Here is a 24310-nt window from a genome sequence, read left to right as displayed (position 1 = left end):
TCCTAGAACGGCAGATCGTCTTCATTGACTCCATCTAGCGGATTGTGGCCGTCGTCCTGGATCACGAAGTTAGACGAACTGGTAGTTGAGTCGTTAGTCGTGTAGTCATCATCAAATCGCCCGTTAAACCAGGTAGACCCGTTCTGCGGGTGATACCAATCAGCATTCTCCTCACAGTATTTCTTGTAAGCAGCCAGGTGAGCTAGTATGTACTCTTTGGTATGTTTCTTAGAAGCCTTACGCCACGATTTATAGTGGTTAAAGGCTTCCTTCTTCCCCTTCTTGTTTGGGTACTCTTTCCAGAGTTCTTCAAACTCGTCTTGAAGCTGGGATACAGACGGTGCATTGCTTGGCGATGCACTATGTGTAGTAGTCTCTGATGTAGTCTCTGGTAGTCTATTGGTATTGGTTGTACAGTCCTTGGACTTTGGATTGTCCAAATCTTGGTCACTCGTTGTACAGTTTCTGTACAATCGTTGCTCGAATTTCGACAACGCATCATAATCAATCCGATACCATTTCGTACGATCAAACTTAGCTTTGTTGTAATTGGCAGTAACAATCAGCCCCCTCTTCTCCAGATCATCAAAGTATTTCGTGATAGTAGATCGTGAGTTGATCCACGGGAACTGCTTCATCCAATCAGCCATACTGTTGTAGACCCACCGATGACCGTCTCTGATATTTGCGGATTTTTGAAGCCAATAATGAAGCTGCTGAAGAATAACGGCCTCATCTAAGCTTTTAAGCGCTGCTGCCAGGCTTGGTTGAACCTGAAGCGGTGGTTCGTTAATTAACAGCCTCATCTTTACCCCTCCTAGAACGGCAAATCGTTGTCGGTTACTTCTGCTGCTTCATTTTGCTGTTGGGGTGCTTGACCCTGGTACTTGTCACGTGGCACAAACGAAAAGTTGCTTACTTCCATTTCTAGCGACTGGTGATCCTGACTCTGCTGGTCTTGCCACTGATTTATGTAAAGCTCACCGGAAACAATGATTGGCTGGCCCTTACTGAAGCTATTGAGAATCACATCGCCACGCTGCCCAAACACTGTGCAACGGATAAACGAGGCATCATACTGACCGTCCTTGTTCTTACGAGTCCGATTAGATGCGACTGTAAAGTTAACAAGATTGTATTGGCCTGCTTGGCGTTGCTCCGGGTCACGGGTCAATCGTCCTACTACTGTTGCATTGATCATTGCTGTGTACCTCCTTGATACTGTTTGAGTGCCTCACGTGCTGCCGCAACTAGCTTTGATGCCTTAGTGCTAGCATTATCTTTCGTAGTAACACTAGCCATCTGTGTGAGCTGATCATCTATCTGCTTAGGGGCAAATTTATTCCCGGATGCTGCAATGATCTTGGCTCTCAGTTCGGCGTACTCTTTGCGATCAAGCTCTAGCTGACTTGGTTTAGTTGGTGCTTTACTTTGTGACTGGCGTTGACGTGTTTGGCGTTGTTGTCGCCGATATTCGTTAGTGTCAGCATCTTTGGTGTCGTCAATTAGGAACAAACCGTTGAGCGCATACTTACGAGCGTAGCTTGATGCAGTTCCGGTGATCTGGCTATCATCCATGCCCTTCTTATTAGCCGCTTCACGAGCAAATCCAGTAACAGTAGTCGTTTTCCCATCTTTAGCAGTGAACGTAGCCGTTGCCTTGATATAGTGCCAGTCGCCGATCATAACGGGCTCGTCAGACAAGATTAAACCATCACCATACTTGGCTAAGAGTGGTTTAACCGCCGTTAGAATGTCCTCCGCACTTCGGTAGTCATATCCCCCAAAGTTGTTGTGCTGATTCTTGGGTGCTTTTAGCTCACCCTGTACTTGAAGTAGAGTCACTTTTTACCCCTCCTTCGTAACCCAGCGGCCGTTAGCATTCTTATGCTTAATTTCAATCTGAGCTGGCTTCTCAACGACTTTAACGCCTTCAATGAGTTCTCCATCGCTATTGATCACATGCCCGTCAACGGCCTTGAGAGAACGTTTGAGCTCGCCCCAATCCAGGGAATACTTCTGCTTAACGTAGTCAGTGTCCTTGTACTGATCGATTAGCTTGGCCCGATCAGGCTGCATATCGACCTTTGGCTTGCTCATAACGATTCGGCCAAAAGGTGAGTCCGTGAAGTCCCAATTAGGGTCCTCGCATAGCTGCTCGTCCGCGTACTGGCGAACGATTTGTTTGAAGTTCTCAATGTCCTTGTTGCAGTCATCAATCTTGGCTTGGTAGAAGTCAAAGGCTTCTTGCATCATCTTCTTGTAGCCTTGGGCTTCCTGTCGTTTCTGTTCCATCTTTTGGAATGCCCATTTGAGACCCTGATCGTCTTCAATGTGCCAGCGTTCCTTGTGAGGCTGAGATGTTTCTTGATTAGCTGCTTGATTAGTCATCTTCTCCAGCCTCCTTCGCTGCTGCTTCGGCAATTCCAGTGCCAAGATGCCCAGCCCGCACGTTGAACTCAGTTGACCGCGTCATCATTTTGCCTACGATGAATTGCTTGACCTCAAGGGTATCCGCCTGGCGATAAGAGTGGATAAAGTTACTCATTTCAACGATCTGGTCGTCTAATTGATTTAACAATTGGCTTTCAGTTAATTCATTCATGTTGTATACTTCCTTTAGATGATTAATTTGATGTATTGTCTACTTTTGGGCGTCAGCAGTACCGGTGCTGGCGTCTTTTCTTGTACTGTAATCTTCGTCATCGAATCCCATCGGCGTGATGATCACCAGGCATAAGATGAATGCGATAACGAAAGCCATGACTGGCTCGAAGTAGTACAGGCTGACCACAAGGGCCATGCCTAGGGCTGCGCTAATTAGACTCTTCATGTTTGCCCCTCCTTTCTGTGTGCTTGAAAACATGATCGTGGTTAATCAGGTTAACGATTATCCCGATCAGAAATGCTGCTACGATGATCAGCCAAGGCAGGCCGATCCAGAATGTGAATGTGAACATAGTCAACTCCTTTCTAGCTTGGTAACTTTGCATCCCAGTCAATGTCGAACTTGTGCTCGTCCATCCACTGAGACGCTTGATACTCATAGATCCACGTTGTGTCATGATGGCCTGGGCGGCTTCGAGGATGAACTACCCATCCACCGTTCTTAAAGTTTGTTTCCGGGAAAGCGTCAAAGATGAACAGACGCACCCACTCTGGCGCCTTGCCTCGACAGTACTTTTTGCGGAACTCATCTATCCTGATCTGCCTGCCTAGCATCAGCCGTTTTGGAACCAAGCCGAACTCCAGGACAGCCTTCTTCGTTTCATCTCTGATTAATTTGTCCGGGATTGTCAGTTCCATTTGGATCATCTCCTTTTCTAGGAATGAAAGCTTTGCCACTGAACACAATGGTTGAAACGTGAAGTATGATTTTTCCGTCTTTTATTTCAGTGCTGCCTTGCTGCAGTTTCATGTCGCATCTCCTCTGCTATACTGAAGTCATCTCCTAATGAAGGGAGGTGAAACTAATGTACTTTAGTATCCATAAATCCACTAATGGCCAATACTACTTTCTTATTAATTCTGACAATCACGAAGTAGTTGCCACTAGCGAAACTTATGTCTATAAAGAATCAGCGAAGCGTACCATAAACGCCATCAAGAGCGGCATTAATCCTGATACAATTGTTGTCGATGTTTCGGATTACTAATAATTCGTCTGATTCTATTAGCTAGGGTGAGATTGTTAGCAGATTGTTCTTCAAGCTGTTTAGCAATTGGCTCTAGCTTTTTCTTTTGCTTTGAACTGAACGCTTCATAAGCGTCACCGACATAAATCTTGTAGCCTGCATGGTTTTGAAATGATACTGGCTTACCGCTGATAAAGTCTTGCAGCAGCTCACCATCATACGGGCCAACGATCGTCAGACGCATCTGCTCTGGTTTATCCATGTCGCACCTCCCTCACTCCGGCAGTAGATCCATCTGTTCAAGCACCGGCCGAATGCTACGCTTGGCCAGCTCATCGTGGATAAACTTCTTGCCCTTCTGCGTCCACTTGAGATTGTTGTGAACACCCTTGTTGTCGTTGTAGGCATAGCCTTCATATTGTGCATAGCCCTTGCCTGCGTACTTCTGATAAAGTACCCAGTGCTTGCCCTGCTTGAACTGAATGTGGCAGTCATGAAGCAGACGGTTGAAGTCAGCGGCGCTCATGCCGTAGTCCTTGGCAATCTCGGTGACGGTCATTAGTCCCGGATTGTGCATCTGCTCGTCGAAGTACTTGGCTTTGGGCACCAATGCTTCGTAGGCTTTCCGCTCTTCGATCCACCGTTCAGCACGCTTGACTGGGTCGTCGATCATGTAACTGTCCGGTTTGCGGTGAGTTAGCTGCTCGTACTGCATCTGATTGAACAGGCTTACGTATTGAGCAGTGAACTCGGTGCCCTTCTTGCCAGTCATCTTGTTGGCTACGAACTCGCATCCCTGCTTAGTGAGCAGGTAGCAAGGACGAACTTGACCATTAGCGTCCTCGTAGGTGCTTTCAATGAAGAACTGGGCCGAATCCAATTTTGGATTGGGGTTAATATCGTTGATATACCGGTGAATGTCGCGCATCAGGTGCGCATGATTCTTGCCAATCATCTTGGCGACTTCGCGGCTGTCGAGCGTTGGCTGGCCGTGGAAATTGAATAGTTGTGGTTGATTCATTTTCATCTCTCCTTTTCTGATATGATTGAGCTGTAACTTATTAAGGAGGTCCAACAATCATGGATGCATCATCAATTGGTTTAATAATCTCGCTCGCAATTAATCTCGCTCAAATAGGTCTTGCCTTTCACAAGCAAAAAATAGACAGCGAAATTAAAAAGGAAGAGATCAAGGCTGACTCTCAAGATAAAGAAGCGAATCGCAAACACGAGATTGACAAACTCACACTTAATGAGAATGCTTATATTTCCCACCATTTGTTACCAAGTGCCAGAAAAGCTTGCCTTGATTACATAGCAATTACTTGGCAGGAAATGGACACTGCTAAGATCGTTCCAATCACGTTTTCTCAGCAACAGCGTAGGGCTGAAGCTAATGTGATTCTGTACTGTCCTAACTCTTTAGACGAAATCAGTAGTTTCAATGAAATAAATGCTTCTCTGACCCGCTTAGGACAGTTGAGGTTATTGCGAGATGATTTTAACCAAAAGCTAATTCCTACAGTCGCTAATGAATTGGAAAGCTTCCAGCCAAAAACGAAACAATAGCTGCTGCAATAAAAGCAAACCAACTAATGCCTGGATTATGGCCACAATGGTCAAGTGCCCTTTGATCAGACATCCAGCCGTACGCATAAACAATCATGCTTAGAATCGAATATGTCATTACAATTAATCCTTGCTTGCAGTTCAATTTGTCTCTCATTCCCTTCTGATATAATTTGGTTATCTCCTTGAGAGAGGAGGTGACTATATGGCTACTAATCCTCCAAAGAACAATGCTCGTAAGGGTATGGTTCGTGGACGTTCTCAGGTTCTAAATACCAAGACCAATCGTTACGTCAAGCGTGATACGAAAACCGGCAAGTTTTTAAATGTCAAACAAGACGAAACTAAGTTCAAAGGCGTAAGAACTGAGAAGTAGTCTTTTACCGGCCGGCTTGCTTCTTTGCAGGCTGGTCTTTTTTGAATCCGATTTGTTGCATCTGATTAAATTGCTTAGGCTTCTGGCAATATGTGCTTTCTAAATGACGAAATGCTCGTAATCCTGACTTCATCTCGCGCCTCCTTAGTTCCCTTCTTGAGAGTAGTCAAACCGCTTCTCCGCCAACTCGTGGAAAATCAGTCTAGCTAAGTCAACCTGGCTACCGCTTAGCTGATCAATTTGATTGATCCCGGTAACAAATCGAATCGCACCGTAGATAAAATTCTGTTGAGTGCTAAAACTGCGTCGCATTGTTTCATGCCCATGGCAATAAGCGCTTATCTCGTGTTGTAACTGAATCCATCTTGGGTCCCGCCTTGTTCTATGACGATTGCGATATTCCTGATACTCAGCAAATTCACGAGGCGTCATTTCAATTTTCATGTCACACCTCAGTCCTCCATTCCGGCATAAGCCGCAAATTTTCTACGCCACTCATTCGCTTTCGGGCCGTGCTGGCGATTATCGATAACAGTGCCAACATACACACGGCTCAATCCAAACTTGTCGGCAATAGCTTTCTGTGATGAAGGCTCTAGCCCAGACTGTTTATTTCTCATGAGTTGAATAAGCAGTTTTTCTTTATAGGTTAATGAGCCCATTTAAGTCACCTTCTTTACAGATTGTTTTGAGAATATCTACCAAGTGTGGTAGACTAACAGTATAAAAATAAGCTAACAAATTAGCTTTTTTAATTTGTTTAGTTTGCTAAGAACATTGCCACGTTTGGCTTGATACTTGCTAACTCGTTAACTTACAATGCTAAGTATATTGCCTTATTTGGTAGATGTCAACAGTTTTTCTATCTTTTTTGGTAGAAGAAGACAAAAAATAAGGAAGTATGTTTATTATGGCCGATGTTACCGTATTTGATAGGATAAAGCATTTATCTGAGAGACGAGGAAAAAATATTGTTGATGTAGAAGCAGAATTGGGATTTAGCAAAAACTATCTTTATAAGTGGAAAAAATCAACACCTTCTTCGGACAAGCTTGCTAAGGTTGCCGACTATTTCCATGTTTCAACGGATTATCTGCTAGGCCGTGAAACTGATAAAACAAAAACAGCCGACCTGGCAGATGAAGATACAGTCTTCACCTACGAAGGTCGGCAAATTCCACCGGAAGATCTGGAGTATATGAAACGTCTCCTGCGGGGTGGTAAGCAATGAACTATCAATATCAAGTGGAGGAAGCCCGCGACTACTTACAAGAGCGGGCCGATGAGTACCACATCAAAGTCCAGTGGGCTCATTTATCACCGATCACACCACCAGGTAGCAGCTATGAATATCGGAGCGTAGTCATGAACTACGACTGGCACCACCCTCGTGAGATCATTTTTCAGTTCGCCCACGAGCTGGCACACGTCATTCATGGCGACCCTGGCGATGTGGTCTACTACCATGCTTCATTCACTGGAAAAGAGTCCGTTGAGTACAAGGCCAACGTTGGAGCGGTTAAACTGCTGGTGCCATTCTATTGTCAAGAAACAGACCGGGAACTGGCTAACAGTGCCAACTTCATGAGGGCATTTGATGTGCCAGGATACCTCACTAATGTCGTTACTAAAGAGATTGCGAAGATGTATTAGCTAGCATGTGTCCAAATACTGAAGACGTTAAAAGCTGGAACTATAGGGAGGACATACAAATGCAAAGTAGGTTAGATAATGGGAAACGGAAACCTTGGTATAAACGTTGGTGGTTCTGGGTAATTGCTATCATTTTTGTATTAGCTGCCGGAGGAATGGAAAGTGGAAGCGATGATAACTCTTCTAATTCTTCATCTAGCAACTCTTCATCACAAACTAGTAAGCCAGCTAAAAACACCGCTAAGGAGGTAACGCTCGGTGCTGGGGCTTTTAAGGTTGGCCAAGATATTAAGCCTGGGCGATATACTGTTACACCAACCAGTGGGAGTGGAAATTTCACCAACAAGTCCGGAAGCATTAATATGATTCTCGGCACGGAAGCAGACGACAATGAAGGCCAAGTCACTTCCTACACGGTTGATTTGCACAAGGGCGAAACAATCAAACTGGAAGGTATTCAATCGACTGATTTTAAGCCTACCCCGTCTAAGCGCACATACCAGACAACATTGTCAGCTGGTCAATGGAAAGTTGGCCAAGACATTAAGCCCGGACGGTACGAAATTAAAGCTACTCAAGGCAGCGGCAATCTTACTACTTCCGATGGTGATATTAACGAAATTCTTGGAACCGAGTCAGACTCAGATACCGGTCAGGTAACACACGTCACGGCTACCCTTTCAGACGGGCAGACACTTGATACTGAGCTACAACAAATTCAACTTGTTAAAAAGTAAATCACAGTAAAAAACTAAACCCGTCGAAATTGACGGGTTTAAAAATAACACTCAAAGAACATATGTTTGAAAGGGGATAGCTTATGGCTCAGATAGTAAAGAAAGGCAATGGTTACATGGTTCGTGTAACTTATCGTGACGCAACCGGAAAGCAGCACAAGAAGTCAAAGGCTGGTTTCAAGACTAAAACGCAAGCCAGGGCCTACGGAGCTAAGATGGAGGAACAAAAGTACGGTGGCATAATCTCCACTAAGAATCCCTACTTTGCCGACTACTATGAGGACTGGTATACAGCCTTTAAAAAGAACAAAGTTTCCAAATCTACTCAGAATTTCTACAATTATGTAATCAACGTTGTAAAGAAAAACTTCCCAAGAAAAAAGATTGGCGACATATCCCGACACCAGTACCAGCTATTCATTAATTCGTTTGGAGAGGATCATTCAAAGGAGACGGTTAGCAAAGTCAACTCAGGAATTAAAGCGTGTTTGAAAGAAGCCGTCTTTGAAGGCGTGATCCCTCGTAATTTTGCTGAGAACATCGAACTGGTCTGGAACGAAGAGCTAACTCGTAAGGTCGAGTATCTCAGCATCGAAGAGTTGAATACTTTAACCGAGTACGTAAAGAAGAGTCTCCGTCCAGCCTTTCCAGTTAGGTATATGATTCTAACCATCATCTACACCGGTATGCGCTTATCTGAGATTGCAGGGCTAACGTGGGACGACATTAATTTCAACTTCAAGACCATCTCGATCACTAAGACTTGGAACTATAGGATTAAGAACCCTGCACCTGATGAACGCTTCGGGCCTACTAAAACGCCGTCATCAGTTAGAACGATTCACGCCAGTCAAGAGCTGCTAGATGCCTTAGCACAGCTCAAAGGCAACGATGATGAGATGGTCTTTCTAAATCCAACCTATAAAACGATGGTCGGCTCTTCATCGGTTAACCGGACCCTACGCTTGATGATGGAGCATTGTGGCCTGCATAAAGAAAACTTCCACTTCTACAGTCTTCGTCACGCTCACGTTGCTTACTTGCTTGCTCATGACGTCCCGCTTTATGCCATTAGCAAACGCTTAGGCCATGCAAACATGACTATCACGGCAAACACTTATGCCTATCTGATTGATGAGCTGAGAGCAAGATCGGATAAGCAGATTGATGATGCCCTATCACAGTTAGGTGTCCCGAATGGTGTCCCAGCTTCAGAAAAAGCCAAGATCAGCAATGATTAAAATGTCTAGTTGACACCCTTGAAAGCTACCAAAAATCAGCCAAAACCAGCCCACATTCTACAACAAGTAATCTCGATTATCTGTTGTTAAAAAAGCATTCCCATTTGGGAGTGCTTTTTTTGTTTGTCAAAGATTATCAAAATCAAAAAGCGCCGCGACGTTCCTGTCGTGACGCTTTATTCATTATTCAACTGTTTCTGGAACCTGTTGGTCTTCGGCGGCCTTCTTCTTGGCAGTCGCCATCATCAGCCGAATCCGATTCAGCTGGTTGACCACGGAGGCACCCGGATCGTAGTCGATCGGCATCAGGTTGGCACCCTTGTATTCACGCCGCAGTTCCTTGAGCATCCCCTTGCCGACGATGTGGTTCGGCAGGCACCCAAACGGCTGCATGCAGACGATGTTCTTGACGCCGGAACGCAGGAGTTCCACCATTTCACCCGGCAGGAACCAACCTTCCCCGGTCATGTTCCCGAGGGAAAGCACTGGCTTGGCACCGGCGACGACCTCGTCCCATGGGGTAATCCCCTCGAAACGCTTGGAAGCCCGCAGTGCCTCGTCCATTGGCTTTTCGGCCTGCTTGATCAATTTGAGCAGGACCGCCGCGAAGAGCTCCGAACTCTTCTTGGCGCCCAGGTGCTGGTGACGGTAAACCTGGTTGTAGAGCGAGTAGTTCATGAAGCCGACGATGTCTGGAACAACCGCTTCGGCCCCCTCGGCCTCCAGTGTGCCGACAATGTCGTTGTTGGCAATCGGTGAGTACTTGACCAGAATTTCACCGACAACCCCGACCTTCGGCTTAACGATGTCGCGCAGCGGAATGGTGTCGAAGTCGTGAACGATCGCCTGAACGTTGCGCTTAAATTCCTTGAAGCTGCCGTTCTCGACGTTCGGCCGGACCCGATCCAGCCAGTCGGCGTAGAGGGCGTTGACCGCGCCCTTCTCCACCTCGTACGGCCGGGTGTGGTAAACGAGTCGTTCGAAGAGGTCCCCGTAAAGGAAGGCGATCGAAACCCGCTTGATCAGCGGCAGGGTGAAGGTGAAGCCCGGCGTGGACTCAACCCCCTGGTTCCCCAGCGAGATCGAAACAACCGGTACCTGTGGGAAACCGGCGTCCTTCAAGGCCTTCCGGATCAGCGGAATGTAGTTGGTTGCCCGGCAGCCACCACCGGTCTGACTCATCATCACCGCGGTGTGATCCAGATCGTACTTGCCGCTCTGCAGGGCCTCGACCATCTGCCCGATCGAGATGATCGCCGGATAGCAGGCGTCGTTGTTGACATAGCGGGTCCCGACATCGACCGAGCGCCGGTCCTTGATTGGCAGGTTGACAACGTTGTAGCCAGATGCCTGAAGGGCAACGTCGACCAGGTTGTGCTGGTGAATTGGCGACAGCATCGGCAGCAACAGGGTGTACTTTTCCTTCTTCATTTCCTTGGTGAACTTCACCGGAACCGGGTTGTCGAAGAGCTTCTCCGGATGGATCTGCTTCTCGGTCCGTTCCTTGATGGCGGCCTTAAGCGACCGGATCCGGATCCGGATGGCACCGAGGTTGTCCCCTTCGTCGATCTTCAGGCAGGTGTAGAGCCGGTTGTACTGGTTCATGATTTCTTCGACCTGGTCGGTATCGATGGCATCCAGGCCACAGCCGAAGGAGTTGAGCTGAACGAATTCCAGCTCCGGCGTCTTGGCCGCGATCCGCGCCGCCGCATAGAGCCGGGAGTGGTAGGACCACTGGTTGACAACCCGCAGTCCCTTGACGTCACCCAGGTGGGCAATCGAGTCTTCGGTCAGGACATGGAAACCGGCCGCCGTGATCATCTGGGAAATTCCGTGGTTGATCATTGGGTCGAGGTGGTATGGCCGCCCCGCCAGGACAACCCCATGCTCGCCTTTTTGCTTGAGCATCATCAGGGTGTCCTCACCCCAGTTGTGGATCTTCTGGTGGAAGTTGTCCAGTTCCTGGTAGCCGGCCTCCAGTGCCTTCTTGACCTCCTGCTTGGTGACACCGAGGTCCTTGAAGCACTGGTAAAGGTTTTCGGCGGTTGACTCGTGGTCGGCCAGGTTCAGGAATGGATCCCGGTAGTCGACCTTGCCACTGTGGATTTCATCGACGTTGTTGCGGATGACCTCCGGGTAGGACTGAACGATTGGGCAATTGAAGTGGTTGTTGGCCGCCTTCTTTTCCTGGAGCTCGTAGACAACGGCCGGGTAGAAGATCCGGTCGACGTGACGGTTGGCAATCAGGGCCATGATGTGACCGTGAACGTTCTTAGCCGGGTAGCAGACCGTGTCGGACGGAATCGTCTCCATCCCCTTGTCGTACTGCTGCTTGGTCCCCTTTGGCGACAGGATAACCCGGAAGCCGAGTTCCTTAAAGAAGGTTGCCCACAGCGGGTAGTCCTCGTACATGTTGAGGACCCGCGGCAGACCAATCGTTCCGTGGGTCGCGAGCTTGCTGCGCAGCGGCCGGTACTTGAAGAGCTCCTTGTACTTGCGCTCAACCAGGTTGACCTTTCCGTTGTTGCGCGGCGCATCACCGTGGATCCGCAACGCCCTGGCTTCACCCCGTTCACACCGGTTCCCGGTGACGAACTTGCGCCCGTCGTTGAAGATCGTCAGCGTCAGTTCACAGTTGTTGGCACAGCCCCCACAGTGCATGTATTCCTTTTCAAAGGAGAGATTCTCCATCTCATCAAGGGACAGCAGGCTGGTGTGGTCACCCGCCTGGTAATTGTGCTGGGCAATCAGGGCCGCACCGTAGGCCCCCATCAAACCGGCGATGTTTGGCCGGATCACGTCAACCCCGGCAATCTTTTCAAATGCCCGCAGGACGGCGTCGTTGTAGAAGGTCCCCCCCTGGCAGACGATGTGGTCGCCGAGCTCGTCGGCACTGCGCATCTTGATCACCTTGAAGAGGGCGTTCTTGATGATGGAGAAGGACAGGCCGGCGGAAATGTCACCGATCGTGGCCCCTTCCTTTTGAACCTGCTTAACCTTGGAGTTCATGAAGACCGTGCACCGGGAACCGAGGTCGGCCGGGTGCTTGGCCAGAAGCGCCGCCTGGGCGAAGTCACGGATGTTGTACTTCAGCCCGGAGGCAAAGGTTTCCAGGAAGGATCCGCATCCGGACGAGCAGGCCTCGTTTAACTTAATGTCGGCGAGGGCCCCGTTCTTGACGGTCATTGCCTTCATGTCCTGGCCACCGATGTCCAAGATAAAGTCAACGTCCGGCTGGAAGTAGTGGGCCGCCTGGTAGTGAGCCACCGTTTCCACCTCACCCAGGTCGACGTTCAGGGCATTCTTGATCAGATGCTCACCGTAACCGGTCACGCAGGCCTTACCGATCCGGACGTCATCCGGCATCTTGGCCACCAGGTCGTGCAGCATCTGCTTGGTCTTTTCGAGCGGGTCCCCGTCGTTGTTGTCGTATTCGGTGAAGAGCAGCTTGTGGTCGGCGGACATCAGCACGATCTTGGTGGTCGTTGAACCGGCGTCAATGCCGAGGAAGGCCGTTCCGTGGTAGTTTGCCAGGTCGCCGGATTCAACCCGGTCCTTGGCGTGGCGCTGGCGGAAGGCGGACAGTTCGTCCTCGTTCTTAAAGAGCGGGTCGAGTGAATGGGATGGTGCCAGGACGGAGGAGTCCCCGTTTTCCAGCCGGTCGAGCAGGATGTTCAGCGACAGTTCAGGCTGGTCCACGGCGTAGAGAGCCGCCCCCTGGGCAACGAAGAGCTGCGGGTTCTCGGGGAAGATGACCTCCTCGTCCGTCAGGTGCAGGGTTTCGATGAAACGGTGCCGCAGCTGGTCCATGAAGTAAAGTGGGCCACCTAGAAAGGCAACGTGGCCGGCAATCTTGTGCCCAGCGGCCAGGCCGGAAATCGTCTGGTTGACCACCGCCTGGAAGATGCTGGCGGCGATGTCTTCCTTGCGGGCCCCGTCGTTGATCAGCGGCTGAACGTCGGTCTTAGCGAAAACCCCGCACCGGCTGGCGATTGGGTAGATCTTTTCGGCGTTGCGGGCCAGCTTGTTCAGGCCGTCCGCGTCCGTGTCCAAGAGCACCGCCATCTGGTCGATGAAGGCCCCGGTCCCACCGGCACAGCTCCCGTTCATCCGCTGTTCCAATGAATCGCCGAAGAAGGTGATCTTGGCATCCTCACCACCGAGCTCGATGGCAACATCGGTCTCGGGGATCAGCTGCTCAACCGTCTTGGTGCAGGCGATCACTTCCTGGATGAACTTCAGCTGCAGCAGGTTGGCCAGACCGATCCCACCGGAACCGGTAATGGTAAACGAAATTGGCCGTTCGCCGCCCAATTCGCCAATTGCTTCCTTAATAACCCGTTCACTAGCAGCCTTAACATCCGCGTAGTGCCGCTCGTAACGGGAGAAGAGCGTCTGATGATCGGCGTCCATGACCACCAGTTTAACGGTGGTCGAACCGACATCAATTCCGCCAAAGAGTTTTTCAGTCATCTTAAATTCCTCCCGATATTTTTCCAACAGTGTGTATAATATTAATAAGTATATTTTTTATCAAAAAAAGGCAACATTCAATCGTCAAATTTTTGTCGTCTGTTTGTTAGGCAACAGATCCCGACATTGTGTTGGATTAGATTGAAAGGAGTAATTTCGATGACCCTTCAGGAAGATATGCGGGTGCGGCGGACGAAGCAAAACATCATCAACGCCTTCATCGCCCTCACCAAGGAAAAAGATATCGACGCCATTACTGTTCAGGAGATTGCGGAGAAGGCGATGGTCAACCGGGCGACCTTCTACGCCCACTATCACGACAAGCAGGATCTCTACAACCAGATTTTTAACCAGGCGATCGGCCTCTTCACTCCCCTACGCAACCCCCTGCTCTTCTTAAACCGCAAAGTGATGCTGACCAAGCTGGAGAAGACGCTGACCGGGGTGCTTGAAGACTGCGCCGCCAATCGTGACATCCTGCTCCTGATCATCGACGGTACTCCTTCACGCGCCCTCCAGCAACAGCTCAAGCCGATCCTCACCGCGAACATCAGCGGCGTCCTAAAGCAGTTCGGCATCGACCAGGAAAGCCACATCCCGCTCGACCTGGTCATCACCTACATCCTGGCAATCTTCACCAACGTCCTCTCCTGGTGGCTTCACGACGGCCCCGACCACCAAATCGACGCCCGTCAGCTGGCCCACATGTTTGTCGAGCTGGCCCTCTATGGTCACATGCACGTCCTCGGATTGAATCCGGAATAAATAGAAAAGAGGCTGAGAATTAACTCAGTCTCTTTGCTGTTATATAGCTATAAATGCTGCAGCGCGGTAGCTGGCTGGATCCTGAACGTTGATAAATCAACGCCCAGGACGCCTAGCCAGCCTCGCGGGGGTGGGAAGACGAACTCGCAAGCGAGTTCTGTCCCACCGCCTTTTTTATTCCTTCGTGAAGGCAAGCCGCTCGGCAGTTGAATACTCTGGCCGGTAGCGGTAGCCGGCAACATCAAAAGCTTTTAAGCCGTCCAGACTATCAACCGCATTTTCCGCCAGGTAGCGCACCATGTCGCCCCGGGCCATCTTCGCCCGGGTGGCCTTTTGCTTGACCCGGTCGCCCGCCACCTCGCCGAAAAGGCAGGTCACAAACCGATCACTGGGCTGGAGGTAGAGCCGCACCGCCTTTTCGTATTCCTTGGAGGCCAGGTTGATCACCAAATCGTCATCACAATACAATTCCTGGTAAAGCCGATCACCCCAAAATTCATAGAGGTTCTTCGTTCCGTCGACGTGGGCCCGGTCACCCATCCCGAGACGATAAGGAACGATCCCGTCAAAGGGACGGAGAAGTCCATAAAAGCCGGACAGGATCCGGAGATGCTCTTCGATATAGTCCAGGCCCTGGTCGGAGAAAACGTCGGGAGCCATCGCCTGGTACTGCAGGCCGCAAAAGGCAATGATCGCCGGGGTCAATTCCCGGGTCAGGTCCATTTCTTGAAGCCACTGGTAGTTGGTCCGGGCCAGGCGCGTGCTGCAGTGCCACCACAGTTCGTGCAGCTGGTCATAGGTCTGGGTCCGCATCCAGGCCAGGATCTGCCGGGCCTGGGGCAGAAATTGCGGGAGATCCCGATAGGGCAGCGAATCGGTATCGACTTGCATCGTCCGGGCCGGGGAAATGATGATTTTCATGGGCACGCCCACCTTTCTTTTTCTCTAGATTACCAGTTTCGAAAATTTTTTCAAAAAATTTTCTTCGTGTATTAAATCACGTGTATGTCAACCGGTTAGCATATATGATCATTAATAAATTTATAGTGGCTGCTTCCATGTGTCAGAGCCGATTGACATCCCCCGGTCAGCGTTGTAAATTATGCTCCGAGAGATGAGTGAATAGCTTCACGAATTGATTGAGAGAGATAAGAGAAGGAGTGTTTTAAATGGAAAACAGCATTCCAGCAGAAGGCCAGATCGGGAAACGAACCATTTCCCTGACGGCTAGCTGGGCATTTTTCGGTTTCTCCATCGTGATTAACTCGATGGGGAACGTTTTGACCCTGGTCACCAGTTCACACATTCATCCCCAGTTTCTGGGGTCGGCCTACTGGACGGCAGCCGAGAACAACCTGGGACTCGCAGTCTTAGGCGACAACTCAATGACCCTCTTTTGGGCCTTCATGGTGCTGGGGATGTTAACCTCAGTTTTGAACGCTATCCTGATGCACAAGTGGGACTGGAAGCGAATCGGCGGCAACTTCATTTTCATGCTGCCGTTCTCGGTCTTCATCCAGTGGTTCTCCAACATTTTCAACAAGATCATGCCGAACGCTTACGGCCTGCCAATGATCATCCTGTACGTCCTGGTGAACTTCTTAGGGGTTGCCCTGATCGGGACCGCCATTTCGATCTACCAGCGAGCCAACCTGGTTCTGCACCCGGCCGATGACCTCTTTCAGATCATCCGCTTCCGTTACTGCCACGGTAACGCCACCGTCGCGATGTGGCTTTCCTACATTCCGCCGACGATCATGGCGATCATCGCGGCCGTGATGCAGGGCGGCCTCTACAACTTTGGGCTTGGCACCCTCTTCGCCCTGGCCTTCCAAGGCGCCATCACCGGTTGGGCCGACAAGCACATCTTCCCAAAGCTGACCCACCAGGCCCTCGACGTCGGTAACTAAATTTTCTAGCAGCTTGCTTTTGGCAGGCTGTTTTTTATTGATTAAAGGTAGAAACTGTTATAATCAGGGGGTAACTATTCAGCGGAAAGGACGATTAATTAATGACGGAAAGCGAAAAATCAGCGACCCAGCAACGGATCGACAATGCCATCTACGGTACGCCGAAGATCAAGCCCGACGAGCAGCGCAAGTACCTCGGGACCTTCCGCGAACGGGTCTGCCTGACCATCAGTGTCCGGGAACTGCGGGCGCAAAATTGGCAGGCCGCCCTGGTCGAAGAACTCAAGCGGGGCGTTGGCAGCCTGGTCTTCCTAAACGGCAACCTCCCCCACGAAGAGATTCACCCCTACCTGCTGACCACCAACCAAAACGGTGGCACCTTCACCATGAAGACGGATCCCGAATTCAAGACGAATCCCGACTCCCTGGCCGTGGTGGTCGCCGCCAAGACGGCCGTCTACCAGTCCCCCGTCGACGTCGCCAAGCGCTACCCCCAGTTGGTCGCCAGCGAAAAGTCACCCGCTGCGGACGCGACGCCTAAGCACGGCTTCTTCTACCGCCTTTTTCACGGGAAGGGGGAAGAATAATGCAGCAGCCCCTCGCCTACCGTATGCGGCCCCGCACGCTCGAGGAGGTCGTCGGCCAGCAGCACCTGGTTGGCCCGGGCAAGATCATCAACCGGATGGTCAAGGCCAAGATGCTCTCGTCGATGATCCTCTATGGACCGCCAGGCACCGGAAAGACCAGCATCGCCAGTGCCATCGCCGGTTCGACCAAGTATGCCTTCCGCAAGCTCAACGCCGCTACTGACACCAAGAAGGATCTCCAGGTCGTAGTAGAGGAGGCCAAGATGAGCGGCACGGTCATCCTGCTGCTCGATGAAATCCACCGGCTCGACAAGGCCAAGCAGGACTTTCTCCTCCCCCACCTCGAGAGTGGTCGAATCATCCTAATCGGGGCCACCACCGAAAATCCCTACATCAGCATCAACCCCGCCATCCGCAGCCGAACCCAGATCTTCCCGGTCCACCCCCTGACCGCAGACGACATCAAGACCGCCATCCAGCGGGCCCTGACGGATAAGGAGCGTGGCTTAGGCAAATTGGCAATCGTGCTGGATCCGGCGGCCGAAGAGCAACTGGCCACCGCCACAAATGGCGACCTGCGCAGCGCGCTCAACGGGCTGGAGTTGGCGGCCAAGTCAACCGACCCGGCTGAGGACGGCAAGATTCACCTGACCCTGCCGATCATCGAGGAGAGTGTTCAGAAGAAGGCCCTCGGAGCGGACAAGGACGGTGACGCCCACTACGACGTCATTTCGGCCTTTCAAAAGTCAATCCGTGGCTCCGATACCGACGCCGCCCTCCACTACCTGGCCCGCCTGGTCGAAGCCGGCGACTTGCCCAGCATTGCCCGGCGGCTGATGGTCATTGCTTACGAGGACGTCGGATTAGCCAACATGCCGGCCGCCCAGCGTGCCGTCACCGCGGTCCAGGCCGCCCAGCAGGTGGGCTTCCCCGAGGCGCGGATTCCCCTGGCGGACGCGGTGATTGAGCTCTGCCTTTCACCCAAGTCCAATTCCGGGATTGAGGCGATCGATTCCGCCATCGCGGCCGTTAAGCAGGGCGGCTACGGCGAAGTCCCTGACCACCTCAAGGATGCCCACTACAAGGGGGCGGCCAAGCTCGGTCACGGAACCGACTACGCTTACCCGCATGACTATCCCCAGGACTGGGTTGCCCAGCAGTACCTGCCCGACCGGATCAAGGATGCCCAGTACTTCCACCCGAAGCGAAACGGTGCCTTCGAGACGGCCCTTAACCGACAATACTGGCAGCTGCGTAACGCCCAGCGAGGCGCCCTGCACGGCCAACGTCATCCGGATAAATGATTGCCTATTGATGCAAAAAATGCTAACATATATATGAAAATTCTGTAGTGTACGCGTTGTCTAAACGCAGGTTTGCCTTACAGTCTTTTTACTTTGGGACTAGCGCCTTGTTTTTTCAACAACATGCCTTTTCACTTGGTAGTTGACGATTAGACAGCCGTGTCCCACCTGTCTTACACACAGGTCAACACTGAATGACAATTAACGGCACCAACGGAGTTTTCGTACATAGCGGAGGCTGGGAATTAACCCAGCCTCTTTGCTGTTATATAGCTATAAATTCTACAGCGCGGTAGCCGGCTGCGACGCGAAGCTAGTCCGAACGTTGATAAATCAACGCCCGCCAGATAGGCTAGCTTCGCGTCGGAACACCTAGCCGGCCTCGCGGGGGTGGGAAGACGAACTCGCAAGCGAGTTCTGTCCCACCGCCTATTTTTATACTAAAAGGAAATGAATACCATGCTCTTATCAATCTTCGTCACCCTCTTCGCCCTGATCGCCCTCTTCGAAGGGGTCTACTTCTTGACCCACCTCCACAAGGCCTTCATGATCTTCGACCCCAATGCCAGCAGTTTTGTTCACCGTCAGCTCCAGATCTGGGGCGTGATCATGACCGTCCTCGGCCTGATCACCCTCGTGGCCGCCTGGACCAACTCGATCGCCTTCATTGTCATCATGGTCGTCCTCGGCTGTATTTTGGAAACCCAGATGGCCTTCTCAATCACCAGTGAATTCCGGGCAAAGAATCACTGAGGATGCTTTACGCCGATTCTTTAGAAAGTGTATAATAAGGTAAAAGGATTATGAGGAGGCAGTAAATATGGCACAAGAATATAAACACATTTTGGTTCCAGTTGATGGATCCGCCGAAGCTGAATTAGCCTTCAAGAAGGCCGTTGCCGTTACTAAGCGGAACGGATCTGACGCTGAGCTTCGTCTGCTGCACGTCGTTGATACCCGGGCTTTCCAAAACATCTCAAGCTTTGACACGTCAATGGTTGAACAGGTTACCGACACTGCTAAGAAGACGCTCGATAAGTACATCGAATACGCCAAGAAGGACGGCGTTGAAAACGTCAGCTACTCCATCGAGTACGGTGCGCCAAAGACCATCATCGCCCGTGACGTTCCAAAGGAAATGAACGCTGACCTGATCATGATTGGTGCCACTGGTTTGAACGCCGTTGAACGGATTTTGATTGGTTCCGTTACCGAATACGTTACCCGGATGGCCGTTTGTGACGTCCTGGTTGTCCGGACCGACCTCGACAACAAGCCGATCGAAAATCCAAAGAAGAAGAACAATAACAAGAAATAAAATAATTTCTCACTTCTAAAAATGCCCCATGATTTGGCACCGCGCTGATTGTGGAGCATTTTTAAGATGGTTTAAGTCAGGATTAAAGGAGAAGATTTAATGGAAAATTCAATTCCGCTGCTCACCCTCGCCGATGGCCAGCAGATCCCCCAGGAGGGTTTTGGCCTCTACAAAGTCCACGGCCAGGAGACCATGAACGCGGCGATCAGAGCCGCTTATGAGGCCGGTTATCGCCTCTTTGACACGGCTCAGCTCTACAAGAACGAGGCTGAGGTTGGGGTGGCCCTCCACCAGCTAGGCGTTTCACGGGACCAGCTGTTTGTGACGACCAAGGTGGCCGAAGTCAACCAGGGCTACCAGAAAACGATTGACTCGGTTAAGAATTCCCTCAGCAAATTACAACTTGACGCGGTTAACCTGCTCCTGATCCACTGGCCGACCGAAAAGTACTTCTTCGAGACCTGGCGCGCCCTCGAAGACCTGAAAAAGGCCGGGCTGACCCGGTCGATTGGGGTCAGCAACTACCAGCAGATCCACCTCCAGTACCTGGCCACCCAGGCCCACGAGATGCCGGTGCTCAACCAGATTGAGTGCCATCCCCTGCTCAACCAAAAGCCCCTGCTCAAGTTCGACCGTGATCACCAGATCGTCACCCAGGCGTGGAGTCCCCTGGGCCGGGGAAAGATCCTGGACGACCCGGTCCTGACCGCAATCGGCCGGGCCCACCACAAGTCCAGCGCCCAGGTAATCTTGCGTTGGCACCTGCAAAACGGGGTGGCCTTTATCCCCAAGTCGGTCCACGAAGCCCGGATCAGGCAGAACCTGGCAATCTACGACTTTGCGTTGACCGATGCGGAAATGCAGCAAATCGACGCTCTCAACCAGTTCCACCGCTTCGGTAAGGAACCGGCCCTAGTCTACGAATACAATAAGAAGTGGTAAAAAGGCGTCCGGAAGCTACCGCGCTGCGACACTTATAGTGATCTAACATTAAAGCGACTAGGTAATTATTGCTCAGTCGCTTTTTTCTGTTTTCTACTAAAAAGCCGAGCCACCTGTGCATTGGAGTCATGTGCACAGGCGGCCCGGTTCGGAGTTGTTATAGATTGATTGGAATAGGCGGGGCCTAGACAGCAGCCACCAGCCCATTTAACTTACATTCATAAAGGGAATACACTTTTGGAGCACTTATTGATTAGTGGTTCAGTACCATTGCTTTGACCTTAGCCGGCTGATGTTGATGCCAGTAATCGATCCCGTGTTCACGCCGGTAGTGATCCCATTCGCTCTTCTTAATCAAGAGCCGCTTCTTGGGCTCACCAACTGGTGAAACATCAACCTTGTCAATGCAGTAGAGATACATTCCCACCACGATGATATCGGAAACAATGCCAACCCCCGTAAAGAGGATCAGGAGGCCAACAACTGAAAATACCTTTTCAAACTTGGTCCACCGCCGATAGTAAATCGTGTTGGTGTCCATTTTGTCAGTTTTCACTGGCGCTAATCTATGTAGTTTCAAGGTAAAGTCCTCCTCTGATTTAATCTACGTAATCTCGTGGGAGCAATTATGATCCCCCGTCTCAGGATTGGCGAATTGTCACCCGATTATTAGTCACAAACTACTAATTCGATGCCGAACAGCTTGGCCAGCGTCTTCATCTGGTCCATCGTCAGGTTGAGGGACAGAACAGTGTGGTGACCACCACCAGCGTGCATCCATTCCTTGGCACCCTTAGCCAGGCCGGCAGTTGGCGTCCACATCTGCTTAGCAACTGGCAGCTTTGGCATTTCTGCTTCTGGCGTCGTGGCATCAACATCGTAGGCGATGAACTTGTAGCCGTCGTCGAAGTAAGACAGGGTAATGTCAATCCCCTTGCCGGCAGCACCGGTGAAGACCAGCCGTGCTGGGTCAGCCTTGCCACCGATGTCCAGTGGGTGAACTTCAACCCGCGGCTTGTCGGATGCCAGGGTTGGGTCGACTTCCAGCATGTGGGAACCCATGATAGCCTGGTGACCAGCACGCAGGTCCAGGGTGTAGTCTTCCATGAAGGCGGTCTGCTTGTTTTCGGCAATGATCTTCATCAGACGGGACAGACCAGCGGACTTGAAGTCACCTTCAGCACCGAAGCCGTAACCGTCGATCATCAGCAGTTGAACGGCCAGACCTGGCAGCTGTTCCAGACCCTTCAGATCTTGGAAGTTGGTCGTGAATGCGTCGTAGCCCTTGTCGTCCAAGAACTTCTTGATACCGAGGTATTCACGGAGTTGGTAACGAACGGAGTGAACGTACTTGTCGTGGTCGTTGTCGCCTTCGACCATGTCGTACTTTTCTTCCAGCTTCTTGTATTCAGCGTCGATGTCTTCTTCACTGACGGCGTTCACAACGTCAACCAGTTCACTTACCGGCCAGTAGTCAACGGTCCAGCCCAGCTTGATCTGAGCGGCAACCTTGTCACCTTCCGTAACGGCAACGTCACGCATGGTGTCACCGAAACGAGCGATCTTAATGTCGAAGCTCATGTCGTAACCAACGGCAACCTTTTGCCAGTCAGCAATTTCGTCTTGAACTTCTGGGTCGTTCCACCAGCCGTAGACGATCTTGTCAGGAACGTGAAGCCGTGCGTTCATGTACTCGTATTCACGGTCACCGTGAGCGGACTGGTTCAGGTTCATGTAGTCCATGTCGATGGAGTCGAATGGGATGTGGTCCAGCATCTGGGTTGCCAGGTGCAGGAGTGGCTTTTGCAAAAGCTTCGTCCCACGGATCCAGTTCTTGGCTGGGGAGAAGGTGTGCATCCAGGTAATGACACCGGCAACCTTGTCGTTGTAGTTAACTTCCTTCATGAACTTAGTGATGCCATCGGCAGTGGTGGCAACCAGCTTGAAGACAACCTTGTATGGCAGCTTGCCGCTGGCGTTTAAGCCGTCAACCAGCTTGCGAGCATCTGCTTCAACCTGCTTTAAGGCATCTTCACCGTAAAGGTATTGACTACCAACAGCGAACCAAAATTCATATTCTGGAGTTTTTAACATAATCAAATATCTCCTTTGCTAATTGCTATTATTAAAATCGCTTACATTGTAAGTATAAGTAATTTGTACGGATAAATCAATAACAATTTTATGATTTGAGCGAATAATTTCATTGAAGAAGCCGCGACACTGGTGTCACGGCTTTTACATCATTTTTAGTTGTTCTTTGCGGCCTTGGCAGCAGTCATCTTCCGCATCGTAGCTTCAATCTCTTCGAGGGACTTACCACGAGTTTCAAGGAAGTAGTGGTGAATGACGAAGATAGAAAGAACACAGATGCATCCATAAATGATGAAGGTGTTGTCAATGTCAAATGCAGCCAGCATTGATGGGAAGGTCAGGGAAACAACCATGTCGGCTAACCAGTTGGTAGCAGAACAAAGTGAGGTCCCTAAACCACGGATGTTCAATGGGAAGACTTCACCGATGTAAACCCAGGTGATTGGGGCCCAAGTACATGCGTAGAAGGCAATGTAAACGGTCAGGGCAATGGCACTGACGTAGGCAGCGGCTTGAGAACCACTGTCCATCTTCAGGATGGCGGCCATCACGAAGAGTGACAGACCCATCCCACAAGAACCAACCGTCAGCATCTTCTTCCGGTCAACGTGGTCCATCATCATCATGGCAACAACGGTAACGATAACGTTGACAATCCCGATCCCGATGTGGGCGAGCAGAGCGGCGGCAACACCCCAACCAACCTTAGTGAAGATCGTTGGTGCGTAGAAAATAACTGAGTTTGAACCAATAACCTGCTGGAAGATAGCGGCACCAAGTCCGGTAACCAGGGCAGGACGAACGTCGGAACTGAACAGTTCGTTCCAACCACCCTGCTTTTGTTGAGCAGATTCTTGAATTTCGGTCATGGCCGTGTTAACGGCTTCAACATTGCCCTTGTTGGTGTTCATCAGAACGGCCCGGGCATCATCCAACTTACCAATCTTAACCAGGAAACGTGGACTTTCTGGCAGGAAGAGTGCACCGAAGAATAAGATAATTGCAGGTAATGCAGCAAATCCTAACATCCAACGCCAACCAGTGTACATGCTTTGGAACGTGTAGTTCAGAATGTAGGCTAACAGAATCCCGATCATAACCATCAGCTGGAACATCGTGGCAACCGCACCGTGCATGCTCTTTGGAGCCAATTCGTGCAGGTAGGCAGGAATCAAAGCAGATGTGATCCCGACACCGATCCCCAGGATAATCCGGGTAACCAGCAGGGTCCAGTATTCAGGAGCGAAACCAGAACCGAGGGCACCAATCGTGAAGATAATGGCGGCCCAGATCAACAGCTTACGACGACCATACTTATCAAGGAACTTACTGGTTCCGAGGGCACCGATAATCGCACCGATCAGAACGGATGAAACAACCATCCCTTGTTCCCAGGAGTTTAAATGAAGTTGCTTTTGGATAAAGAGGATGGCCCCGGAAACTGACGCAATATCGTAACCGAAGAGCAAACCACCCAAGGCACCAAAAGTGTAAATAAATCCGTTTGAAGTCTTTTTCACTTTTTACACCTCTAACATACTTGAATCAACCAGACACATGTGACAAATCTCTTAAGCGCTTACAAGTTATACTATAAACTATTCGTCCGGATAAATCAATAAAACGGTTACAATTTATTTAGCTTTTTCCGACTTTAAGTCAGTCACTTATCAGCATGAATATGAGCAGTATACCGTTAAAACCAG

The 24310-nt window shown here is 50.6% G+C and carries 32 protein-coding genes; 14 read left to right on the top strand and 18 right to left on the bottom strand.

Features of this window, described 5'->3' with window-relative positions; translation table 11 throughout:
- Positions 1-2 precede the first annotated feature (2 nt).
- From LKE23_RS10675 to LKE23_RS10640, 8 genes are all read right to left on the bottom strand, one after another.
- Positions 3-440, bottom strand: a complete 438-nt coding sequence (locus tag LKE23_RS10675; RefSeq protein WP_291977324.1) for a hypothetical protein — start codon at positions 438-440, stop codon at positions 3-5.
- A 377-nt stretch (positions 441-817) separates the two neighbouring features.
- On the bottom strand, positions 818-1201 hold the full coding sequence (locus LKE23_RS10670; protein WP_291977323.1) for a single-stranded DNA-binding protein: 384 nt from the start codon (positions 1199-1201) through the stop codon (positions 818-820).
- On the bottom strand, positions 1198-1845 hold the full coding sequence (locus LKE23_RS10665; protein WP_291977322.1) for an ERF family protein: 648 nt from the start codon (positions 1843-1845) through the stop codon (positions 1198-1200). Before LKE23_RS10665 ends, LKE23_RS10670 begins: the two co-directional genes overlap by 4 nt.
- A gap of 3 nt (positions 1846-1848) precedes the next feature.
- Positions 1849-2391: a host-nuclease inhibitor Gam family protein gene (locus LKE23_RS10660; protein ID WP_291977321.1), complete on the bottom strand. Its 543-nt coding sequence runs from the start codon at positions 2389-2391 to the stop codon at positions 1849-1851.
- Positions 2384-2605 (bottom strand): hypothetical protein, encoded by a 222-nt coding sequence (locus LKE23_RS10655; RefSeq protein WP_291977320.1) that lies wholly within the window; start codon positions 2603-2605, stop codon positions 2384-2386. The genes LKE23_RS10660 and LKE23_RS10655 overlap by 8 nt, the downstream gene beginning before the upstream one ends.
- Before the next feature lie 39 nt (positions 2606-2644).
- The gene (locus tag LKE23_RS10650; RefSeq protein ID WP_291977319.1) at positions 2645-2833 is read right to left on the bottom strand and encodes a hypothetical protein; all 189 of its coding nucleotides are present in this window, start codon (positions 2831-2833) and stop codon (positions 2645-2647) included.
- 140 nt (positions 2834-2973) lie between these two features.
- Positions 2974-3306: a hypothetical protein gene (locus LKE23_RS10645; RefSeq protein WP_291977318.1), complete on the bottom strand. Its 333-nt coding sequence runs from the start codon at positions 3304-3306 to the stop codon at positions 2974-2976.
- Positions 3269-3418, bottom strand: coding sequence for a hypothetical protein (locus LKE23_RS10640; RefSeq protein ID WP_291977317.1), 150 nt, complete (start codon positions 3416-3418; stop codon positions 3269-3271). Before LKE23_RS10640 ends, LKE23_RS10645 begins: the two co-directional genes overlap by 38 nt.
- A gap of 55 nt (positions 3419-3473) precedes the next feature.
- Between LKE23_RS10640 and LKE23_RS10635 the strand changes: the two genes are divergently transcribed.
- Positions 3474-3656 (top strand): YegP family protein, encoded by a 183-nt coding sequence (locus tag LKE23_RS10635; RefSeq protein WP_291977316.1) that lies wholly within the window; start codon positions 3474-3476, stop codon positions 3654-3656.
- Here LKE23_RS10635 and LKE23_RS10630 read toward each other — a convergent pair.
- Complete coding sequence (locus LKE23_RS10630; RefSeq protein WP_291977315.1) at positions 3616-3897, bottom strand: hypothetical protein; 282 nt, start codon at positions 3895-3897, stop codon at positions 3616-3618. The genes LKE23_RS10635 and LKE23_RS10630 overlap by 41 nt on opposite strands.
- 12 nt (positions 3898-3909) lie before the next feature.
- Positions 3910-4656: a Rha family transcriptional regulator gene (locus LKE23_RS10625; RefSeq protein ID WP_291977314.1), complete on the bottom strand. Its 747-nt coding sequence runs from the start codon at positions 4654-4656 to the stop codon at positions 3910-3912.
- 59 nt (positions 4657-4715) lie between these two features.
- Here LKE23_RS10625 and LKE23_RS10620 point away from each other — a divergent pair, with 59 nt between their 5' ends.
- Together LKE23_RS10620 and LKE23_RS10615 are read left to right on the top strand one after the other, a co-directional pair.
- Positions 4716-5204: a hypothetical protein gene (locus LKE23_RS10620; RefSeq protein WP_291977313.1), complete on the top strand. Its 489-nt coding sequence runs from the start codon at positions 4716-4718 to the stop codon at positions 5202-5204.
- A gap of 205 nt (positions 5205-5409) precedes the next feature.
- Positions 5410-5580, top strand: a complete 171-nt coding sequence (locus tag LKE23_RS10615; protein ID WP_291977312.1) for a hypothetical protein — start codon at positions 5410-5412, stop codon at positions 5578-5580.
- A 4-nt stretch (positions 5581-5584) separates the two neighbouring features.
- On the opposite strand, the gene LKE23_RS10610 is transcribed toward LKE23_RS10615, so the two are convergent.
- Genes LKE23_RS10610 through LKE23_RS10600 form a run of 3 tightly spaced genes read right to left on the bottom strand, consistent with a single transcriptional unit; the run spans position 5585 to position 6242 of the window.
- Entirely contained in the window at positions 5585-5713 is a 129-nt protein-coding gene (locus LKE23_RS10610; protein ID WP_291977311.1) for a hypothetical protein, read from the bottom strand.
- A gap of 11 nt (positions 5714-5724) precedes the next feature.
- Positions 5725-6024 (bottom strand): hypothetical protein, encoded by a 300-nt coding sequence (locus LKE23_RS10605; protein WP_291977310.1) that lies wholly within the window; start codon positions 6022-6024, stop codon positions 5725-5727.
- An 8-nt stretch (positions 6025-6032) separates the two neighbouring features.
- Positions 6033-6242, bottom strand: coding sequence for an XRE family transcriptional regulator (locus tag LKE23_RS10600; protein WP_291977309.1), 210 nt, complete (start codon positions 6240-6242; stop codon positions 6033-6035).
- Between the two features lie 248 nt (positions 6243-6490).
- Between LKE23_RS10600 and LKE23_RS10595 the strand changes: the two genes are divergently transcribed.
- The 4 genes from LKE23_RS10595 (at position 6491) to LKE23_RS10580 (ending at position 9211) form a co-directional block, all read left to right on the top strand.
- Positions 6491-6811, top strand: a complete 321-nt coding sequence (locus LKE23_RS10595; RefSeq protein ID WP_291977308.1) for a helix-turn-helix domain-containing protein — start codon at positions 6491-6493, stop codon at positions 6809-6811.
- Positions 6808-7233 (top strand): ImmA/IrrE family metallo-endopeptidase, encoded by a 426-nt coding sequence (locus LKE23_RS10590; RefSeq protein ID WP_291977307.1) that lies wholly within the window; start codon positions 6808-6810, stop codon positions 7231-7233. Before LKE23_RS10595 ends, LKE23_RS10590 begins: the two co-directional genes overlap by 4 nt.
- 59 nt (positions 7234-7292) lie before the next feature.
- Positions 7293-7970, top strand: a complete 678-nt coding sequence (locus LKE23_RS10585) for a hypothetical protein (RefSeq protein ID WP_291977306.1) — start codon at positions 7293-7295, stop codon at positions 7968-7970.
- Between the two features lie 83 nt (positions 7971-8053).
- The gene (locus LKE23_RS10580; RefSeq protein ID WP_291977305.1) at positions 8054-9211 is read left to right on the top strand and encodes a tyrosine-type recombinase/integrase; all 1158 of its coding nucleotides are present in this window, start codon (positions 8054-8056) and stop codon (positions 9209-9211) included.
- 183 nt (positions 9212-9394) lie between these two features.
- Here the strand turns inward: LKE23_RS10580 and LKE23_RS10575 are convergent, their stop codons facing one another.
- Positions 9395-13684 (bottom strand): 2-hydroxyacyl-CoA dehydratase, encoded by a 4290-nt coding sequence (locus LKE23_RS10575; protein ID WP_291977304.1) that lies wholly within the window; start codon positions 13682-13684, stop codon positions 9395-9397.
- Positions 13685-13843: 159 nt separating this feature from the next.
- Between LKE23_RS10575 and LKE23_RS10570 the strand changes: the two genes are divergently transcribed.
- The gene (locus LKE23_RS10570; RefSeq protein ID WP_291977303.1) at positions 13844-14449 is read left to right on the top strand and encodes a TetR/AcrR family transcriptional regulator; all 606 of its coding nucleotides are present in this window, start codon (positions 13844-13846) and stop codon (positions 14447-14449) included.
- Positions 14450-14623: 174 nt separating this feature from the next.
- Here LKE23_RS10570 and yaaA read toward each other — a convergent pair whose 3' ends face one another.
- Complete coding sequence (gene yaaA / locus LKE23_RS10565) at positions 14624-15370, bottom strand: peroxide stress protein YaaA (protein ID WP_291977302.1); 747 nt, start codon at positions 15368-15370, stop codon at positions 14624-14626.
- Positions 15371-15618: 248 nt separating this feature from the next.
- On the opposite strand from yaaA, the gene LKE23_RS10560 reads away from it, so the two are divergent.
- From LKE23_RS10560 to LKE23_RS10535, 6 genes are all read left to right on the top strand, one after another.
- Positions 15619-16359, top strand: coding sequence for a fructose permease (locus LKE23_RS10560; RefSeq protein WP_291977301.1), 741 nt, complete (start codon positions 15619-15621; stop codon positions 16357-16359).
- A gap of 101 nt (positions 16360-16460) precedes the next feature.
- Positions 16461-16946, top strand: coding sequence for a YueI family protein (locus LKE23_RS10555; RefSeq protein WP_291977300.1), 486 nt, complete (start codon positions 16461-16463; stop codon positions 16944-16946).
- Complete coding sequence (locus tag LKE23_RS10550; RefSeq protein WP_291977299.1) at positions 16946-18250, top strand: replication-associated recombination protein A; 1305 nt, start codon at positions 16946-16948, stop codon at positions 18248-18250. Before LKE23_RS10555 ends, LKE23_RS10550 begins: the two co-directional genes overlap by 1 nt.
- Before the next feature lie 459 nt (positions 18251-18709).
- Positions 18710-19003, top strand: a complete 294-nt coding sequence (locus tag LKE23_RS10545) for a hypothetical protein (RefSeq protein ID WP_291977298.1) — start codon at positions 18710-18712, stop codon at positions 19001-19003.
- 67 nt (positions 19004-19070) lie between these two features.
- Positions 19071-19568 carry a universal stress protein gene (locus LKE23_RS10540; protein ID WP_291977297.1) on the top strand — a complete coding sequence of 166 codons (498 nt, stop codon included), beginning with the start codon at positions 19071-19073 and terminating at the stop codon, positions 19566-19568.
- A gap of 99 nt (positions 19569-19667) precedes the next feature.
- Positions 19668-20510: an aldo/keto reductase gene (locus LKE23_RS10535; RefSeq protein ID WP_291977296.1), complete on the top strand. Its 843-nt coding sequence runs from the start codon at positions 19668-19670 to the stop codon at positions 20508-20510.
- Between the two features lie 253 nt (positions 20511-20763).
- Here the strand turns inward: LKE23_RS10535 and LKE23_RS10530 are convergent, their stop codons facing one another.
- From LKE23_RS10530 to LKE23_RS10520, 3 genes are all read right to left on the bottom strand, one after another.
- The gene (locus LKE23_RS10530) at positions 20764-21090 is read right to left on the bottom strand and encodes a hypothetical protein (RefSeq protein ID WP_291977295.1); all 327 of its coding nucleotides are present in this window, start codon (positions 21088-21090) and stop codon (positions 20764-20766) included.
- An 89-nt stretch (positions 21091-21179) separates the two neighbouring features.
- On the bottom strand, positions 21180-22604 hold the full coding sequence (gene araA / locus LKE23_RS10525) for an L-arabinose isomerase (RefSeq protein WP_291977294.1): 1425 nt from the start codon (positions 22602-22604) through the stop codon (positions 21180-21182).
- A gap of 155 nt (positions 22605-22759) precedes the next feature.
- Complete coding sequence (locus tag LKE23_RS10520; RefSeq protein WP_291977293.1) at positions 22760-24124, bottom strand: sugar porter family MFS transporter; 1365 nt, start codon at positions 24122-24124, stop codon at positions 22760-22762.
- Between the last annotated feature and the right edge of the window lie 186 nt (positions 24125-24310).

The organism is Limosilactobacillus sp. (genome assembly GCF_022482365.1).
GTDB lineage: Bacteria > Bacillota > Bacilli > Lactobacillales > Lactobacillaceae > Limosilactobacillus.
Note: the sequence above shows the minus strand (reverse complement) of the source record. Positions and strands in the feature narration are given on the sequence as shown.